Below are 18523 nucleotides of genomic sequence, written 5' to 3'. Positions count from 1 at the left end.
TGTTTTCCATTAACGCGCGGTATAACCGCCGTCGATGCTGTAAAACGCGCCGGTGGTGAAACTGCTGTCGTCCGAGAGCAGGAAAGCCACCGTTTTCGCCACCTCTTCCCGCGTCGCCATTCTCCCCAGCGGGTGCGAAGCGGCCATCTGCGCCCGCGATGACGCCGGCAGCGCCCCCATAGCCGGCGTATCCACATAGCCCGGCCCGACGGCGTTGATGCGCACGCCGCGCGTGGCGAATTCCAGCGCCGCCGAGCGCGTCAGGCCCAGCACGCCATGCTTGGCGGCGGTATAAGGCGCAATCCCGGCAATGCCCACCACGCCGTTGGCGGAAGAGAGGTTCACCACCGCCCCGCCGCCGCCGGCGACGATCGCCGGCAGGCCGTACTTCATGCCGAAAAACGTGCCGCTCAGGCAGGTGGCGATCACCTCATGCCAGTCTTCGACCGCGTACCGATCGATGTCCACCTCGTGCGGGCCGGTGATCCCGGCGTTGTTGACCAGCAGATGCAGCGCGCCGCAGCGCCGCACCGTCTCTTCAATGCCCTGCTGCACCGACGGCGCATCGCGCACGTCCATCCGCAACGTCATCACCCGTCGACCGTCGGGATCGAGCCGCGCGGCGGCTGCGGCGAGAGGCGCAGCGTGGCGGCCGGTCATTACCACCGTGGCGCCGCGCCGAAACAGCTCGGCGGCGATCGCTTCGCCGATGCCGGTGGAAGCGCCGGTCACCAGCGCCACCCGATGTTTGAAATCTTGCATAGCCGTTCTCCTGCAACGTTGAACTCAGGGGAACAGGCTAGCGCCGACCGGTGACAGTTTGCGGCAGCAGCGACAGCGCAGCACGTAATGCGCTCACAAACGCCGCAAAGCCCGCTATTTTATGCCTACTTTTTCTCATGCGAGACACCCTGTGGATACCCAACGCTACCTACAGCATATCGGCTTTACCGGCGCCGCCCGCCCTGACCTCCCCACGTTGCAACAGCTGCACCATCGCCACATACTGAGCGTCCCGTTCGAGAACCTGAGCATTATTTATCATCAGGGCATCCGGCTGGCGCCGGAGGCGCTGTTCAGCAAGGTGGTCGAGCGCAACCGCGGCGGTTTCTGTTATGAGCTGAACACGCTGTTCGCTCTGCTGCTGCGCGAGATCGGTTTCAAGGTGAGCTTCATCTCCGGCGAGATCCGCGCGCGCGACGGCCATTTCGGCCCGCCCTACGACCACCTGGCGCTGCGGGTGGATCTGGAAGATCAAGCATGGCTGGTAGACGTCGGTTTCGGCGATTCCTTCCTGACGCCGCTGAAGATCGTCATCGCCGAGCCGCAACCGCAGGCCAGCGGCACCTTCCACCTGGAACGGGAAGGCGAGTATTACCTGCTGGAGCGCCGCAACGGCGACCAACGTTCGCATGCCAAAACCCTGTATCGCTTTACCGTTCAGCCACGCGAGCTGCACGAGTTCGACGAGATGTGCCGCTTCCACAGCACCTCGCCGCAGTCGCATTTCACCCAGCGCCTGGTGTGTTCACGGCCGACGGAACACGGCCGTGTGACCCTCAGCGACATGAAGCTGATCGTGACCGAAGATCACCAGCGCCACGAAACGACGTTGCATTCGGAAGAGGAACGGCGCGCCGCGCTGTGGCAGCATTTCGCCATCGATTTGGATCGTTGAGGGCGCCGGCGGCGCCCTTTTATTACGATTCTGTTACACCGATTGCATAACCGCGCTTGGCTGATTGCCAGCACCGCGGCGGCAGGCATCATAGGGCCATGATTCGGCAACAGAGTGCGAAAAATGATCCGTGTGATACTGGTGGATGACCATGTGGTGGTGCGCTCCGGCTTTGCGCAGTTGCTCAACCTCGAGGACGATCTCGACGTGGTGGGGCAATACAGCAGCGCGGCGGCGGCCTGGCCGGCATTGCTGCGCGACGACGTCAGCGTCGCGGTGATGGATATTGCCATGCCGGATGAAAACGGCCTCAGCCTGTTGAAACGCCTGCGGGCGCAGAAGCCGCAGTTCCGCGCGATCATCCTCAGCATCTATGACTCCCCCACCTTCGTGCAGAGCGCGCTGGACGCCGGCGCCAGCGGCTATCTGACCAAACGTTGCGGGCCGGAAGAGCTGGTGCAGGCGGTGCGTTCCGTCGATATGGGTGGCCATTACCTGTGCGCCGACGCGCTGCGTGCGCTGCGCGGCGGCGAGCGGCCGGCCACCGCGCTGGAAGTGCTGACCCCACGCGAGCGTGAAATCTTCGATCTGCTGGTCAAAGGCGACAGCGTAAAGGAGATCGCTTTCAAGCTCGATCTCAGCCATAAAACGGTGCACGTGCATCGCGCCAACGTCCTGGGCAAGCTGCAGTGCAACAGCACCATCGAGCTGGTGCATTTCGCTCTCGACCATCAGCTGCTGGCGGGGCATTGATGTCGCCCCGCTTCCGGCCCTGGGTTATCTCGCTGTTTATCCTGTTGGCCTGGGGCAGCGGCTGGCTGATGCTGTGGACGCTCGGTTTCTATCTGACCCGCAACGGCAACCAGGCGGCGCTGTTTCTGCCGCACGGCGTCTATCTCGCGCTGCTGATCCTGCTGGCGCGTCGCTATTGGCCCGCCTTGATCGTGCCGCCGATCCTGCTGCTGTTCTGGCTGCACGGCGAACGCCTGCTGAGCGGCTACGGCCTGCTGGCCGCGCCGTTTATCACCCTGTTTCCGGCCGCGGTCGCGCAACGACTCTGGCACCGTTTTCCGCTCTACTGGCAGCGGCTGACGCTGCTGCTGGCTGCGGTGACCGCCGCCTCGCTGCTCAACACCGCCCTGCTTTCGCCGTTTGTGCCAAGCCCGGCGATGCTGCTTGGCCTGGCGTCGTTTACCGGCGGCGTCTTGCTGACCCCGTTCGTCTATCTGATCTTTGAATTTCTGCGCCAGCAGCACCGTTACCACCTGCTGGGTCTGGACACCCCCAACCCGCCGCTGCGCGCGTCCTTAATCATCTGGTGCAGCCTGTTTTTCGTTATCGGCATCGGTACGCAGATGGTGCTGTCGCCGGAAATCGAGCGCCTGCTGCTGATCGTGGTGTTTCTGCCGAACGTGGTGATGGCGTGGAAGTTCGGCTGGCAGGGTGGCGTGCTGTCCGGCCTGCTCGGCAGCATGATGATCACCCTCGCCCGGCAGGTCGGCGTGGGGTTCGGCAACTTGGTCGAGCTGGAAATCTTTCTGGCGACGCAGGCGCTGCTCGGCATCGGCCTGGGTATCGCCATCAGCCGCCAGCAGCACCTGGCGCAAAACCTGCACCACTATCAGCGTCGCCTGGAAGAAGAGCTGGCGGCGCGGCGGGCGCTGACCAAAAACTGATCCACACCGAAGAAGACACGCGGAAAAACCTGGCGCGCGAGCTGCACGATGAAATCGGCCAGAACATCACCGCGATTCAAATCCAGTCGCAGCTGGTCAAACGGGCGCACGATCCGGCGCAAACCCAGGCCGCCGCGCACCAGATAGGCGAGCTCGCCCGGCGCATTCATCACTCCACGCGCCAGCTGCTGCGCCAGCTTCGGCCGCCCGCGCTGGACGAGCTGGCGTTCAAAGAGGCGCTTCACCACCTGCTGAACGAATTCGCCTTTGCCGAACGGGGCATCCACTGCCGTTTCGATTACCGGCTGAGCGACACGCCCGCCGGCGAAACGGTGCGCTTCACCCTCTACCGCCTGCTGCAAGAGCTGCTCAACAACGTGTGCAAACACGCCGAGGCCAGCGAAGTCGCCATCGTTTTGTATCAACAGGGGCCGCTTTTGCACCTCGAGGTGCGGGACAACGGCATCGGCATCCGTGCGGACAAGGTGCCCGGCCTCGGCATTCAGGGGATGCGCGAGCGGGTCAGCGCGCTGGGCGGCGAGCTGACGCTGGAAACGCAGTGCGGCACGCGGGTAATTGTTAACCTGCCCACAAATTTGCAACAAACCGCCGGCTAACTAGGAAAAAGTCTTAGCCACTCCGGACTTTATCTCATCCCCTTTCCCTTTCACCTTCTTATAGTCACCACCAGGGAGGCGGCTATGCAGGCACGCTCGGCATCTGAAATCGATCATCGTTACCGCGCGCTGCGCCCGCGACTGCTGCTGTACATGGTCATCGGGTACGCCGCCTTTTACCTGACGCGCAAAAGCGTGAATTACGTGCTGCCGGCGCTGCAAACGGATTTGGGGCTGGATAAAGGGGACATCGGCCTGCTCGGCTCGCTGTTTTACCTGAGCTACGGCCTGTCGAAATTCGCCGCCGGGCTGTGGCACGACGGCCACGGGCAGCGCAGGTTTATGGGGATCGGCCTGTTCGCCACCGGCTTGCTGAACGTGGCGTTTGCCTTCGGCGAATCGCTGACGCTGCTGCTGGTGGTCTGGGCGCTGAACGGCTTCTTTCAGGGCTGGGGCTGGCCGCCCTGCGCGCGGCTGCTGACCCACTGGTATTCTCGCAACGAGCGTGGCTTCTGGTGGGGCTGCTGGAACATGTCGATCAACCTCGGCGGCGCGATCGTGCCGCTGATCAGCGCCTTCGCTGCCCAGCGCTGGGGCTGGCAGGCGGCGATGCTGATCCCGGGCGCCGTCAGCATGGTGTTGGGCCTCTGGCTCACGCAGCAGCTGACAGGCACGCCGCAGGAAGAAGGCCTGCCGTCGGTCGGCCAGTGGCGCCACGATCCGCTGGAGCTGCGCCAGGAACAGCAAAGCCCGCCGCTGGGGCTGTGGCAGATGTTGCGCACCACGATGCTGAAGAACCCGATGATCTGGCTGCTCGGCGTCTCTTACGTGCTGGTCTATCTGATCCGCATCGCGTTGAATGACTGGGGCAATCTCTGGCTGACGGAAAGCCATGGCGTCAACCTGCTCAGCGCCAACGCCACGGTGATGCTGTTCGAGATAGGCGGCCTGCTCGGCGCGCTGTTCGCCGGCTGGGGTTCGGATGTGCTGTTCGGCGGGCAGCGCGCGCCGATGATTTTGCTGTTCACGCTCGGGCTGATGGTTTCCGTCGCCGCGCTGTGGCTGGCGCCGGTGCATCACTACGCGCTGCTGGCGGGCTGTTTCTTTACGGTGGGCTTTTTTGTCTTCGGCCCGCAGATGCTGATTGGCCTCGCCGCCGTGGAATGCGGGCACAAAGGCGCAGCGGGCTCCATCACCGGTTTTCTCGGCCTGTTCGCCTACCTGGGGGCAGCGCTGGCGGGCTGGCCGCTGTCGCAGGTCATCGAAGGCTACGGCTGGTCAGGCATGTTCAGTTTGCTGTCGATCGCCGCCGTTCTTATGGGTTTATTGCTGATGCCGCTGCTGATGGCGAGCGTCGCCACCTCTACCGAGAGAAGGATAAAACAATGAAAAAAATGTGGGTCACGACTCTGATAGCTTCCGGCATCGCGCTGGCCACGCTGAGCGGCGCCGCGCACGCCAAGGGCCGCCTGGTGGTTTACTGCAGCGCCACCAATGAAATGTGCGAAGCGGAGACCAAAGCCTTCGGCGAGAAATATGACGTGAAAACCTCGTTCATCCGCAACGGCTCCGGCAGCACGCTGGCGAAAGTGGACGCCGAGAAGAAAAACCCGCAGGCGGACGTCTGGTACGGCGGCACGCTCGATCCGCAATCCCAGGCCGGTGAAATGGGGCTGCTGCAGCCCTACAAATCGCCGAACCTCGAACAGGTGATGCAACAATTCCGCGACCCGGCGAAGCTGAAAGGCAACTACTCCTCGGCGGTCTACGTCGGCATTCTCGGCTTCGGCGTCAATACCCAGCGTCTCAAAGAGAAAAACCTGCCGGTGCCCAAGTGCTGGAAAGACCTGACCAAGCCGGAATACAAAGGCGAGATTCAAATCGCCGATCCGCAGAGCTCCGGCACCGCCTATACCGCGCTGGCGACCTTTGCCCAGCTGTGGGGAGACGATCAGGCCTTCGATTACCTCAAGCAGTTGAACGCCAACGTCTCGCAGTACACCAAGTCCGGCATTGCCCCGGCGCGCAACGCCGCCCGCGGTGAAACGGCGATCGGCATCGGTTTCCTGCATGACTACTCACTCGAAAAAGAACAGGGCGCGCCGCTTGAGCTGATCTCGCCTTGTGAAGGCACCGGCTACGAAATCGGCGGCGTCAGCATCCTCAAAGGCGCACGTAACCTCGACAACGCCAAGCTGTTTGTGGATTGGGTGCTGTCGAAAGAGGCGCAGGAACTGGCATGGCAGAAAGGCAAGTCCTATCAGATCCTGACCAACACCACCGCCGCTACCTCGCCGAACTCGCTGAAGCTCGACGACCTGAAGCTGATCAACTACGACATGGACAAGTACGGCTCGACCGAGGTCCGCAAGGCGCTGATCAATAAATGGGTCAGCGAAGTCAAGATGGGTAAATAAGCCCACATTCTGCGCCTGTTGCCGGGTAAGCCTCACGCCTTACCCGGCCTGAACATCCGGGAAACTTATGTCACATACACATGCACTCCATCTCGTGAAAAAACGAGATGCGATATTCCTTTGGGTCTTGCTTGGCTGGCTGGCGTTCGCCCTGCTGCCGAGCTGGAGCCTGGATTACGGCCTGCTGGAGTCCACCGGCGATGAAATCCTCGCGGCCTACGGCTGGTCACACCGCAATGTCAGCTGGCTATGGTGCCTGTTGCCGAGCCTGCTGCTGCTTCGCCCTTACGCCCCGGCGGGCGGTGAACGGCGGCGGCGCCACGCGTTCGATGCCGGCTGGGCGCTGCTGTGCATGGCCTTTATCGTCGTCAGCGCCACGGTGGCGGGGCGCGGTTTAGGCTACGCCACCCTGGTGCAATTGACCGCGCTGGGCGCCATCATGACGCTGGCGCTGACCCGCCTCGAATGGCTGGGCGGCGACCGTTTCGTTATCGGTGCGCTGGTCACCATCGTGGCGCTGATCGGCGTCTTCATCGTCTGGCCGAGCATCGCGATTTTCATTCCGATGTTCACCGACCAGGCGGGGGCATTCGCGCCGCTGGCGTTTATGAACGTGCTGTCGCAGGCGCATATCGTTCAGGTGATCCTCAACTCCATCGCCCTGTCGATCGCGGTCGGCGCCGGCTGCACCTTCTTCGGCCTGGTGCTGGCGATTTACACCACCCGCATCGCCAAGCGCAGCGCCATTATCGGCCGCATCTTCTCCATCCTGCCCATCGTCACGCCGCCGTTCGTCGTCGGCCTGGGCGTCACGCTGATGATGGGGCGCTCCGGCTACGTCACCGAGTGGATGGTGGCCTGGTTCGGCCTGACCAACACCAACTGGCTGTACGGCTTTACCGGCATCTGGCTGGCGCAGGTGCTGGCGTTCACGCCGATGGCGTTCATGATCCTCGATGGCGCGATCAAGACCATTCATCCTTCGCTGGAAGAGGCCTCCTACACCCTGCGCGCCAGCCGTTGGCAAACCTTTAACGGCGTGTTCGTGCCGCTGCTGAAACCGGCGCTGGCCAACGCGTTTCTGATCGTGGTGGTGCAATCGCTGGCCGACTTCAGCAACCCGCTGGTGCTCGGCGGCAACTTCGACGTGCTGGCGACGCAAATCTATTTCTACATCACCGGCTCGCAGCTCGACTATCAGGCCGCCAGCACCCTCGGCGCCTTCCTGCTGCTGTTCTCGCTGCTGGTGTTCTGCATCCAGTACCTGTGGATCGGCAAGCGTTCCTACGTCACCGTGTCCGGCAAATCCTATCGCGGCGACGTACAGCCGCTGCCGGTCACGCTGGTGTGGGGCGTGATCGCGTTGCTGGCGGTGTGGGTAGCCTTTAACGCCCTGCTCTACGGCAGCATTTTCTACGGCAGCTTCACCGTCAACTGGGGAGTGGATTACACGCTGACGCTGGATAACTTCATCAAGCTGTTCGGCCAGGGCATGAGCGACGGCGCGTGGCCTTCGCTGCTCGACACGCTGCTGTACGCCGCGATCGCCGCGCCGATCACCGCCGCCTTCGGCCTGCTGATCGCCTGGATCGTGGTGCGCCAGCAGTTCAGGGGCAAAAAGACCATCGAGTTCACCACCATGCTGTGTTTTGCGGTGCCGGGCACCGTGGCGGGCGTCTCTTACATTCTCGCCTTCAACAGCGCGCCGGTGTACCTCACCGGGACGGCCGCCATCGTGATTATCTCGATGGTGATGCGCAACGTGCCGGTGGGCATTCGCGCCGGGATCGCCGGGCTGGGCCAGATAGACAAATCGCTGGACGAAGCCTCGCTCAGCCTGCGCGCCGGCTCGCTGCGCACCATTACGCACATCCTGCTGCCGCTGCTGCGCCCGGCGATCCTGTCGGCGCTGATCTACAGCTTCGTGCGCGCCATCACCACCGTCAGCGCCATCGTTTTCCTGGTGACGCCCGATACCCGCGTGGCCACCGCCTACATCCTCAACCGCGTGGAAGACGGCGAATACGGCGTGGCGATCGCCTACGGTTCAATTCTGATCGTGGTGATGCTGGCGATTATTTTTCTCTTTGACTGGCTGATCGGCGAGGCACGCATCTCCCGTTCAAAAGCCAAAAACCAGGCGTAATGGAGCCCATGATGAGCCAGAAAAATTTCGTTGAACTGCGCAACGTCTCCAAACGGTTCGGCAGCAACACGGTGATCGATAACATCACGCTCACCATCCCTCGGGGGCAGATGGTGACGCTGCTCGGCCCTTCCGGCTGCGGCAAGACCACCATTTTGCGCCTGGTCGCCGGGCTGGAGAAACCGAGCGACGGGCAGATATTCATTGATGGTGAAGACGTTACCCATCGTTCCATCCAGCAGCGTGACATCTGCATGGTGTTTCAGTCTTATGCCCTGTTCCCGCACATGTCGCTGGGAGAAAACGTCGGCTATGGGCTGAAGATGCTCGGCATTCCGCGCGCCGAAGTGAAAGCGCGCGTGCAGGAAGCGCTGGCGATGGTGGATCTGGCGGGGTTCGACGATCGCTATGTCGATCAGATCTCCGGCGGCCAACAGCAGCGCGTGGCGCTGGCGCGCGCGCTGATCCTCAAGCCGAAAGTGCTGCTGTTCGACGAGCCGTTGAGCAACCTCGACGCCAACCTGCGCCGCAGCATGCGCGAAAAGATCCGCGAGCTGCAAAAGCAGTTTGATATCACGTCGCTGTACGTCACTCACGATCAGAGCGAGGCTTTCGCGGTCTCAGACACCGTGCTGGTGATGAACAAGGGGCATATCATGCAGATAGGCTCGCCGCAGGATCTCTATCGGCAGCCGGCGTCGCGCTTTATGGCGAGCTTTATGGGGGACGCCAACCTGTTCCCGGCCGGCTTCAGCGCGGACTATGTCGATATCAGCGGCTATCGCCTGCCGCGCCCCGCGCACTTTGCCACCGAAGGCGCCGGTACGGTGGGCGTGCGGCCGGAAGCGATCACGCTGAGCGAGCACGGCGAGGAAAGCCAGCGCTGCGTGATCCAGCATGTCGCCTATATGGGGCCGCAGTATGAAGTCACGGTGGCGTGGCATGGGCAGCAGATTTTGCTGCAGGTCAACGCCACCCGCCTGCAGCCCAACGTCGGCGAACAGTATTATCTGGAAATTCACCCCTACGGCATGTTTATGCTGGCGGACGCGGCATAATAAGCATCACTCTTAAGCGTTAGAATAACGGTCATTCCTCATGGAATGACCGTAAATAACCACCAAAAAAACCGTATTTATCTATTTTTACAATTCCTTCCAAGTCCTTGTTCAGCCGAGAAATAAATATATCCGTATTCATTAAAAAATAACCGCCTGGGCCACCAAGGATGATATTTTTATTTAGATGGGGTAAGCTTAATCCCGCAGTCGAAATTATTTAACGGCCAACTCAAGGAGAAATTCATGAGCAACAATGCAAACGCACAGGCGCAGCTGGATAATTTACGCAACGTCGCTTCCCAGCTGAAGGAAATGCGCCACTATGCGCAGTCGAACACCGAAACGCTCTCCGCACACTGGCTGGCCTTCGATCAGGGGGAATGCAAAAATAAGGCATTCGCCGAAGCCATTAACGACCTGTTGAATAAACAGGGTGCCTGCCTGGAAGGGCTGGAAAAAACCATTCAGGATATCGAGATAGAATTGAACCGTCTCGACAAAGCCGCCTGATAATACCGATTTAAATAAACCCGCCGCGTGCGGGTTTATTTTTAGCTGCGGCAGATGACGCGCGCAATATCCCCTGACGTCGTCAGCGCGCGTATTTCGCTGAACAGTTCGGTGGCTTCGTCATATTCTTTGCGCAAATAGCCCAGCCACTGTTTGATGCGTGCCACATGATACAGGCCGGTGTCGCCCTGCTTTTCCAGATGGACGTATTTTTGCAGCAGCTCAACCACCTGCGGCCAGGGCATGCGCGGTTCGTTGTACTTCACCACCCGGCTCAGGTTTGGCACGTTGAGCGCACCGCGCCCCAGCATGATGGCGTCACAGCCGGTCGCCTGCAGGCAATCCTGCGCGCTCTGGTAATCCCAGATCTCGCCGTTGGCGATCACCGGGATGCTCAGCCGTTGACGGATCTCGCCGATCGCCGCCCAGTTGATGCGATCCGCCTTGTAGCCGTCCTCTTTGGTGCGGCCGTGCACCGTCAGCTCGCTGGCGCCCGCCTGCTGCACCGCATCGGCGATTTCAAAACTGCGGCTGGAGGAGTCCCAGCCCAGGCGCACCTTCACCGTGACCGGCAGATGGGCCGGCACCGCCGCGCGCATCGCTTTGGCGCCCTGGTAGATCAACTCCGGATCTTTGAGCAGCGTCGCCCCGCCGCCGCTGCCGTTCACCAGCTTGGACGGGCAGCCGCAGTTGAGATCGACGCCGTAAGAGCCCAATTCCACCGCGCGCGCGGCGTTCTCCGCCAGCCACTGCGGGTACTGCCCCAGCAGCTGTACGCGCACCAGCGTGCCCGACGGCGTGCGGCTGGCGTGGCGCAGCTCCGGACACAGCCGGTAGAACGATTTGGCCGGCAGCAGCTGATCGACCACGCGCAAAAATTCGGTGATGCACAGATCGTAGTCGTTCACGTCGGTGAGCAACTCACGCACCAAAGAATCGAGAACGCCCTCCATCGGAGCCAATAATACGCGCATGACCAATCCCAGCTAAAAAAAGACCCGCAATGATACGGGTGAATGCCCGCGCCAGACAAGCCTCTGCGGGCATTAAAAGCGCCGTTAGCCCAGCCGGCGGATCGGTTGGCCGGCGAGGAATGCCGCAATGTCCTCGACCGCCTCGGTGAAGTAGGCGCGGTAGTTGTCGTCCGCCACGTAACCCACGTGCGGCGTCGCCAGCACGTTGGGCAGTTGACGAAACGCATCGTCGGCCGGCAGCGGCTCCGTCTCGAACACGTCCAGCCCGGCGCCGGCGATCTTCCGCTGTTGCAGCACGTCCACCAATGCCGCCCGATCGACGATGCCCGCACGCGCGGTGTTGATCAGGTAAGCGGTGGGCTTCATCGCCGTCAATTCGTCGCGCCCCACCAGCCCGCGGCTGCGATCGCTCAACACCAGGTGGATAGAGACAAAATCGCTCTGCTCGAACAGCGCCCGTTTGGACGGCGCCAACAGGGCCCCCTCCTGCGCCGCCCGTTCCGCCGTCAGGTTCTGGCTCCAGGCCAACACCCGCATGCCGAACGCCTGCGCCACCCGGGCCATCTGGCCGCCGATCTTGCCCAGCCCCAGCAGCCCCAGCGTTTTCCCCTGCAGGGTGACGCCGAGATCCCGCTGCCACGGGCCGTTGTTTTTCAGCCCGACGCTTTCCGGCACGATATGCTTCGCCAACCCGAGCAGCAGCGCCCAGGTCAGCTCCATCGGCGCCGCCGACCCACTGCTGGTGCCGCATACCACTACGCCGCGCTCGGCGGCGGCAGCCAAATCGATAGAAGCGTTGCGCATGCCGGAGGTGATCAGCAGCTTCAGCTTCGGCAGCCGCGCCAACAGCGAGGCGGTCATCGGCGTGCGCTCGCGCATGATGACCAGAATGTCGCACTCCTGCAGATGCACCGCCAGCTCCGTCTCATCGGTAAAGTGCGCGCTGATGGCGGACACCTCCACCCGATCGGCCAGCGCCGACCAGTCCGCCATCTTGAGCGCCACCTGCTGGTAATCATCGAGAATTGCGCACTTCAATTTCATCTCCGTCTCCTGGAATGTAGGGTTAGCCACCGTCCAGCCTAGTACGAAAATGCCGTTCCGCCAGGCAAAAAAAAAGCCGCCCGTATCGGCGGCTTACTCTTTGAGCAATCAGGCTTATTCAGCCGGTTTGCGGTTGCGTGGGCGACGCGAAGCCGGTGCGCCGGAACGGCGCTGGCCATCACCCTGCGGGCGGGCGTTACCGTTGCCATTGCCGCGGTTTTCACGCTGGCCGCCGTTCGCGTTGCCGCTGCGCTGACCGCCGCCGTTACCGGAACGCTGGCCACCGCCGTTGCCGCGCGGGGCGCCGCGCCCGCCACCCTGACGGCCGTTGATGATCGGCTCGGCCTTGATGGTCGGATCCGGCTCGTAGCCCGGCAGCGCAATGCGCGGAATTTCACGCTTCAGCAGACGCTCGATGTCGCGCAGCAGCTTGTGCTCATCCACGCACACCAGCGAGATAGCTTCGCCGGTGCGCTCCGCGCGGCCGGTACGGCCGATGCGGTGCACGTAGTCTTCCGGCACGTTAGGCAGCTCGTAGTTCACCACGTGCGGCAGCTGGTCGATATCCAGGCCGCGCGCCGCGATGTCGGTCGCCACCAGCACGCGGATGCGGCCGTCTTTGAAGTCGGCCAGCGCACGGGTACGGGCGCCCTGGCTCTTGTTGCCGTGGATCGCCGCTGCGGTGATACCGTCTTTGTTCAGCTGCTCCGCCAGGTGGTTGGCGCCGTGCTTGGTGCGGGTAAACACCAGCACCTGTTTCCAGTCGCCTTCGCCGATCATCTGCGACAGCAGTTCCCGCTTACGCTTCTTGTCGACGAAGTGCACGCTCTGCTCGATCTGCTCAGACGCGGTGTTGCGGCGCGCCACTTCTACCGAAGCCGGGTTGTGCAGCAGCTTGTTGGCCAGCGCCTTGATGTCGTCGGAGAAGGTCGCGGAGAACAGCAGGTTCTGACGCTTGGCCGGCAGCTTGGCCAGCACGCGGCGGATGTCGTGGATAAAGCCCATGTCCAGCATGCGGTCCGCTTCGTCCAGCACCAGAATTTCGATTTTGGACAGGTCAACCGCGTTCTGATGTTCCAGATCCAGCAGACGGCCCGGCGTTGCCACCAGGATATCGACGCCGCCGCGCAGCTTCATCATCTGCGGGTTGATGCTCACGCCGCCAAACACCACCAGCGAACGCAGGCGCAGGTGTTTGCTGTAGGCATCGACGTTTTCGCCGATCTGCGCCGCCAGCTCACGGGTTGGCGTCAGGATCAGCGCGCGCACCGGGCGACGGCCCTTGACCGGATGGTCATGCTTGCTCAGCAGCTGCAACAGCGGCAGGGTAAAACCGGCGGTTTTACCGGTGCCGGTCTGGGCGCTGGCCATCAGGTCACGACCTTCCAGCACGACAGGGATAGCCTGACGCTGAATTGGCGTCGGTTCGCGATAGCCCTGTTCTTCAACAGCGCGCACAATTTCAGCACTTAAGCCGAGGGTTTCAAATGACATAAAGAGAAAAACTCCAGATCCCCCCTAACCTAACGGTGTTCGGTGCAGTTTCCTGGGAGGATGATCAGACGGGGCATTAAGCATGACCACGAGGGATTGGCACAAACTGCAGTGCACCAGGCGGCGATTGTAACAGAAGTCGCGCAATAAAAAGCACTTTTACGCACCCAGAGCACAATCTGCCGTAAATTCAGCATTGTCTGAAGCCGATCACATAACTCATTGTGATTAGCGGTTGCGTTTTAAACAATCTGGCATAAAGTTAATCAAATGATTGATTAACTTTGAGCGTGCCCCATGCCAGCTTCCGTCCCTCATCAGGCCGCCGGCCGAGCGCGCGGCGAGCAAACGCGCCGGCAGCTGCTCGCCGCGGCGACCGAACTGTTCGGCGAATGCGGCCTGGAAGGCGCCACCACCCGCGACATCGCCCAACGGGCCGGCCAGAATATCGCCGCCATCACCTATTACTTCAACTCCAAAGAGGGGCTGTACCTGGCCGTGGCGCAGTCGCTCGCCGATTTCATCCAGCAGGCGTTCGCCCCGCTGGCCGAGGAGGTCGATCGCTTCTGGCAACAGTCCGCCGCGCAGCGCTCACCCGACGCGGCGCTGCGTTTGCTGCAGCGTGGCCTGCTGGCCTTCAGCGAACTGATGACCCAGCCGCACACGCTGAACCTGAGCAAAATCATGTCGCGCGAACAGCTCGCCCCGACCGAGGCCTACCCGCTGATCCACCGCCAGGTGATCGCGCCGATGCACGCGCGGCTATGCCGCCTGCTGGCGGCCGCGACCGGTACCGACGACCAGGCGACCCGCCTCGTGCTGCATACCCACGCGCTGATCGGCGAGGTGCTGTCGTTTCGCGTGGCGCGCGAAACCATCCGCCGCCAGGCCGGCTGGCAAGCCATTGGCGAGGACGAAGCGGCGCAGATCGGCGCCGTGCTGAGCGAACATATTGAGATTCTGGTTACCGGGCTGCGCCAACGTCACGGCGCGTAAATTCAGGCAGGGAGTGTTATGAACAAAAAACGCAGTGCCTTGATCGTGTTGTTAATTCTGCTGATCGCGGCCGCCGCTTACGGGGTATGGCATTACCAACAACAGCAGGATAAGCCGCTGACGCTGTACGGCAACGTCGACATCCGCACGGTGAACCTCGGCTTTCGCGTCGATGGCCGCCTGGCGTCGCTGACGGTGGATGAAGGCGATGCCGTTCAGCCGGGCCAGCTGCTCGGCAAACTGGACGACGCGCCCTACCGCAACGCGCTGCAGCAGGCCGAAGCCAACGTCGGCAGCGCGCGCGCCAAGCTGTCGCTGCTGCAGGCCGGCTACCGCAGCGAAGAGATCGCCCAGGTACGGTCGGAAATGGCGCAGCGCCAGTCCGCCTTCGCCTACGCCGACAGCTTCCTGAAACGCCAGCAGGGGTTGTGGGCGAAAAACGCCACCTCCGCCGACGCGCTGGAGGATGCACGCACCGCCCGCAATCAGGCGCAGGCCAACCTGCAGGCGGCGAAAGACAAGCTGGCGCAATACCTCAGCGGCAACCGCCCACAAGAAATCGAACAGGCCAAGGCCGACGTGGCGCAGAGCGAGGCGGCGCTGGCACAGGCGCAGTTGAACCTGCAAGACGCCACGCTGGTCTCCCCTTCCGCCGGTACGGTACTGACCCGCGCGGTGGAGCCGGGCACCATGCTCGGCGCCGGCGGCACGGTCTTCACCCTGTCGCTGACCCGGCCGGTGTGGGTGCGCGCCTACGTCAACGAAACCAGCCTGAACCAGGCGGTGCCCGGCACCGAACTGGAGATCTATACCGACGGCCGCCCCGACAAGCCTTACCACGGCAAGATCGGTTTCGTCTCGCCGACCGCGGAATTCACGCCGAAAAGCGTTGAAACGCCGGATCTGCGCACCGATCTGGTGTACCGCCTGCGGGTGATCGTCACCGACGCCGACGACGCGCTGCGCCAGGGCATGCCGGTCACCCTGCGCTTCGCCAAACCCTGAGGCCGGCCATGGAACAGGCGCACACCATTGAGCTGGAAGGGCTGGAGAAGCGCTTCCCGTCGCTTGAGAAACCGGCGGTCGCCAGCCTGACCACCACCCTGCGCAGCGGCGCGGTGATCGGGCTGGTCGGCCCGGACGGCGCCGGCAAAACCACCCTGCTGCGCATGCTGGCCGGGCTGCTGCAGCCCAGCAGCGGCAAACTGCGGGTCGCCGGGCTGGATCCGATCGCGCAGGATCGTCAACTGCACGCGATCCTCGGCTACATGCCGCAGAAGTTCGGGCTGTATGAGGATCTGACGGTGATGGAGAACCTGACGCTGTACGCCGATCTGCGCGGCGTCACCGGCGATCTTCGCCGCCAGACCTTCGAGCGGCTGTTGAAATTCACCGATCTGACCCGCTTCACCGAGCGCCTGGCGGGCAAGCTGTCCGGCGGTATGAAGCAGAAACTCGGCCTGGCCTGCACGCTAGTGGGCGAACCTCAGGTGCTGTTGCTGGATGAGCCGGGCGTCGGCGTCGACCCGATCTCGCGCCGCGAGCTGTGGCGCATGGTGCATGAACTGGCCAACGACGGCATGTTGATCCTGTGGAGCACCTCCTATCTCGACGAGGCCGAACAGTGCCGCGAAGTGCTGCTGCTCAACGAGGGCGAGCTGCTGTTCAGCGGCGCGCCGCAGGCGCTGACCCGCCGTATGGCCGGGCGCACGGTGTTGATCGCCGCGCCCCCCGGCAGCCATCGATCGCTGCTGCAGCGGGCGATCTGCCTGCCGGCGGTCACCGATGGGGTGATCCAGGGCAAGTATCTGCGCCTGATTCTGAAGGAAGGCGAAGATCACCGGCAGCTGTTGCAGGCGCTGGATCTGCCGGAGGCCGAACTGGACGAAGCGGATCCGCGCTTCGAGGATGCGTTTATCGATCTGCTCGGCGGCGGCCCCAACCACCGCTCGGCGCTGGCGGAGATCATGCCGACCGTCAACGGCGAAAGCGGTGAAACGGTGATCGAAGCGGTGCAGCTGACCAAAAAATTCGGCGACTTCGCCGCTACCGATCACGTTGATTTCCAGGTGCGGCGCGGCGAAATTTTCGGCCTGCTCGGGCCGAACGGCGCCGGCAAGTCCACCACCTTTAAAATGATGTGCGGCCTGCTGATCCCCTCCAGCGGTAAGGCGCTGGTGCTGGGGATGGATCTCAAGACCAGCTCCGGCCAGGCGCGCCAGCGCCTCGGCTACATGGCGCAAAAATTCTCGCTGTACGGCAACCTGACGGTGGTGCAGAACCTGAAGTTCTTCTCCGGCGTCTACGGCCTGAGCGGCAAGGCGCAGCGCGACAAAATCGACGAGATGTCGCGCGCCTTCAACTTCGCGCCGATCCTCAATCAGACGCCGGACGCGCTGCCGCTCGGCTTCAAACAGCGCCTGGCGCTGGCCTGCGCGCTGATGCACGAACCGGATATCCTGTTCCTCGACGAACCGACTTCCGGCGTCGATCCGCTGACGCGGCGCGAGTTCTGGTTGCACATCAACGGCATGGTCGACAAGGGCGTCACGGTGATGGTGACCACCCACTTTATGGACGAAGCGGAGTACTGCGACCGCATCGGCCTGGTGTACCGCGGCAAGATCATCGCCGCCGGCACGCCGGACGAGCTCAAACAGCAGGTGGCGCGCGACGACAATCCCAACCCCTCGATGGAGCAGGCATTTATCGAGCTGGTGCAGGGTTACGATGAGGAGGAATCACGGTGAGCGATAACCGCACCCCAATCGACGACGGCGGCTTCTCCTGGCGCCGGCTGCGCGCACTGTGCCTGAAGGAAACGCGGCAGATACTGCGCGATCCCAGCAGCGGCCTGATCGCCTTCGTCATCCCGCTGATGTTGCTGTTTATCTTCGGCTACGGCATCAACCTGGACTCCAGCAAGCTGCATCTGGGCATTCTGATGGAGCAGCAGAGCGAAGACGCGCGCGATCTGGCCCAGGCGTTCGCCGGCTCGCCCTATATCGAACCGACCATCAGCGACAACCGCCAACAGCTGATCCAGCAGATGCAGGCCGGCACGATCCGCGGCCTGGTGGTGATCCCGGTGGATTTCGACCAGCGCATGGCGCGCCCGCACGACAGCGCCCCTATCCAGATCATCACCGACGGCAGCGAGCCGAACACCGCCAACTTCGTGCAGGGCTATGCCCAGGGCGTATGGCAAATTTGGCAGCAGCAGCGCGCCACCGATCGGGGGAACAGCGACAAACCGCTGATTGACGTACAGATGCGCTACTGGTTCAACCCGGCGGCCATCAGCCGGCACTACATCATTCCCGGCGCCATCACCATCATCATGACGGTGATCGGCGCCATTCTCACCTCGCTGGTGATCGCCCGCGAATGGGAGCGCGGCACCATGGAGGCCCTGCTGTCCACCCAGGTGACGCGCAGCGAGCTGTTGCTCTCCAAGCTGATCCCTTATTACTTCCTCGGCATGGCCGCGATGGCGCTGTGCATGGCGGTGGCGGTATGGGTGCTCGGCGTGCCCTATCGCGGCTCCCTGCCGATCCTGCTGCTGATCAGCAGCCTGTTCCTCGCCAGCACCCTCGGCATGGGCCTGCTGATCTCCACCCTCACCCGCAATCAGTTCAATGCGGCGATGGTGGCGCTGAACGCCGCCTTCCTGCCTTCGATCATGCTGTCCGGCTTCATCTTCCAGATCGACAGCATGCCGGCCATCGTGCGTGCGGTGACCTATATCATTCCGGCGCGCTACTTCGTCAGCACGCTGCAAACGCTGTTCCTGGCGGGCAACGTCGGCACCGTGCTGCTGATCAATCTGCTGTTCCTGATCGCTTCCGCCGTGGTGTTCATCGGCCTGACGGCCTGGAAAACCCAGCGCCGGCTGGATTGAGGAGAAAGA

General features: G+C 62.7%; 15 protein-coding genes and 1 pseudogene. 12 read left to right on the top strand and 4 right to left on the bottom strand.

The window, feature by feature from the left end; translation table 11 throughout:
* Positions 1–9: 9 nt before the first annotated feature.
* Entirely contained in the window at positions 10–762 is a 753-nt protein-coding gene (locus AC4PR2_RS02200; RefSeq protein ID WP_187322120.1) for an SDR family NAD(P)-dependent oxidoreductase, read from the bottom strand.
* A gap of 151 nt (positions 763–913) precedes the next feature.
* Here AC4PR2_RS02200 and AC4PR2_RS02195 point away from each other — a divergent pair, with 151 nt between their 5' ends.
* From AC4PR2_RS02195 to AC4PR2_RS02160, 8 genes and pseudogenes are all read left to right on the top strand, one after another.
* The gene (locus AC4PR2_RS02195; protein ID WP_213873061.1) at positions 914–1678 is read left to right on the top strand and encodes an arylamine N-acetyltransferase family protein; all 765 of its coding nucleotides are present in this window, start codon (positions 914–916) and stop codon (positions 1676–1678) included.
* A gap of 123 nt (positions 1679–1801) precedes the next feature.
* Complete coding sequence (locus AC4PR2_RS02190; protein WP_049201123.1) at positions 1802–2431, top strand: response regulator transcription factor; 630 nt, start codon at positions 1802–1804, stop codon at positions 2429–2431.
* Positions 2431–3971 (top strand): annotated as a pseudogene (locus AC4PR2_RS02185) (MASE1 domain-containing sensor histidine kinase). The gene AC4PR2_RS02190 and the pseudogene AC4PR2_RS02185 overlap by 1 nt, the downstream one beginning before the upstream one ends.
* 60 nt (positions 3972–4031) lie before the next feature.
* A complete protein-coding gene (gene uhpC / locus AC4PR2_RS02180; protein WP_259677942.1) occupies positions 4032–5360 on the top strand; it encodes an MFS transporter family glucose-6-phosphate receptor UhpC in 1329 nt (442 codons plus the stop codon).
* Positions 5357–6388, top strand: coding sequence for an ABC transporter substrate-binding protein (locus AC4PR2_RS02175; RefSeq protein ID WP_060420945.1), 1032 nt, complete (start codon positions 5357–5359; stop codon positions 6386–6388). Before uhpC ends, AC4PR2_RS02175 begins: the two co-directional genes overlap by 4 nt.
* Positions 6389–6455: 67 nt before the next feature.
* Entirely contained in the window at positions 6456–8534 is a 2079-nt protein-coding gene (locus AC4PR2_RS02170; protein WP_060420941.1) for an ABC transporter permease, read from the top strand.
* An 11-nt stretch (positions 8535–8545) separates the two neighbouring features.
* Positions 8546–9592 carry a ferric ABC transporter ATP-binding protein gene (gene fbpC, locus AC4PR2_RS02165; RefSeq protein WP_060438023.1) on the top strand — a complete coding sequence of 349 codons (1047 nt, stop codon included), beginning with the start codon at positions 8546–8548 and terminating at the stop codon, positions 9590–9592.
* Positions 9593–9838: 246 nt separating this feature from the next.
* Positions 9839–10105, top strand: a complete 267-nt coding sequence (locus AC4PR2_RS02160; RefSeq protein ID WP_049201133.1) for a hypothetical protein — start codon at positions 9839–9841, stop codon at positions 10103–10105.
* Positions 10106–10146: 41 nt separating this feature from the next.
* On the opposite strand, the gene dusC is transcribed toward AC4PR2_RS02160, so the two are convergent.
* The 3 genes from dusC to rhlE form a co-directional block, all read right to left on the bottom strand.
* Entirely contained in the window at positions 10147–11079 is a 933-nt protein-coding gene (gene dusC / locus AC4PR2_RS02155; RefSeq protein ID WP_038879839.1) for a tRNA dihydrouridine(16) synthase DusC, read from the bottom strand.
* 84 nt (positions 11080–11163) lie between these two features.
* Positions 11164–12123: a D-2-hydroxyacid dehydrogenase family protein gene (locus AC4PR2_RS02150; protein WP_346420237.1), complete on the bottom strand. Its 960-nt coding sequence runs from the start codon at positions 12121–12123 to the stop codon at positions 11164–11166.
* Between the two features lie 114 nt (positions 12124–12237).
* Entirely contained in the window at positions 12238–13617 is a 1380-nt protein-coding gene (rhlE, locus tag AC4PR2_RS02145; RefSeq protein ID WP_042783890.1) for an ATP-dependent RNA helicase RhlE, read from the bottom strand.
* 297 nt (positions 13618–13914) lie between these two features.
* Between rhlE and AC4PR2_RS02140 the strand changes: the two genes are divergently transcribed.
* Genes AC4PR2_RS02140 through AC4PR2_RS02125 form a run of 4 tightly spaced genes read left to right on the top strand, consistent with a single transcriptional unit; the run spans position 13915 to position 18514 of the window.
* Positions 13915–14613: a CerR family C-terminal domain-containing protein gene (locus AC4PR2_RS02140; protein WP_443014423.1), complete on the top strand. Its 699-nt coding sequence runs from the start codon at positions 13915–13917 to the stop codon at positions 14611–14613.
* Positions 14614–14631: 18 nt separating this feature from the next.
* Positions 14632–15618 (top strand): secretion protein HlyD, encoded by a 987-nt coding sequence (gene hlyD / locus AC4PR2_RS02135; RefSeq protein ID WP_197757442.1) that lies wholly within the window; start codon positions 14632–14634, stop codon positions 15616–15618.
* 8 nt (positions 15619–15626) lie between these two features.
* On the top strand, positions 15627–17363 hold the full coding sequence (locus AC4PR2_RS02130; RefSeq protein WP_337046416.1) for an ATP-binding cassette domain-containing protein: 1737 nt from the start codon (positions 15627–15629) through the stop codon (positions 17361–17363).
* Positions 17360–18514 carry an ABC transporter permease gene (locus AC4PR2_RS02125; RefSeq protein ID WP_038870906.1) on the top strand — a complete coding sequence of 385 codons (1155 nt, stop codon included), beginning with the start codon at positions 17360–17362 and terminating at the stop codon, positions 18512–18514. The genes AC4PR2_RS02130 and AC4PR2_RS02125 overlap by 4 nt, the downstream gene beginning before the upstream one ends.
* The last annotated feature ends 9 nt before the right edge of the window (positions 18515–18523 follow it).

Source organism: Serratia sp. A07, assembly GCF_058725505.1.
Note: the sequence above shows the minus strand (reverse complement) of the source record. Positions and strands in the feature narration are given on the sequence as shown.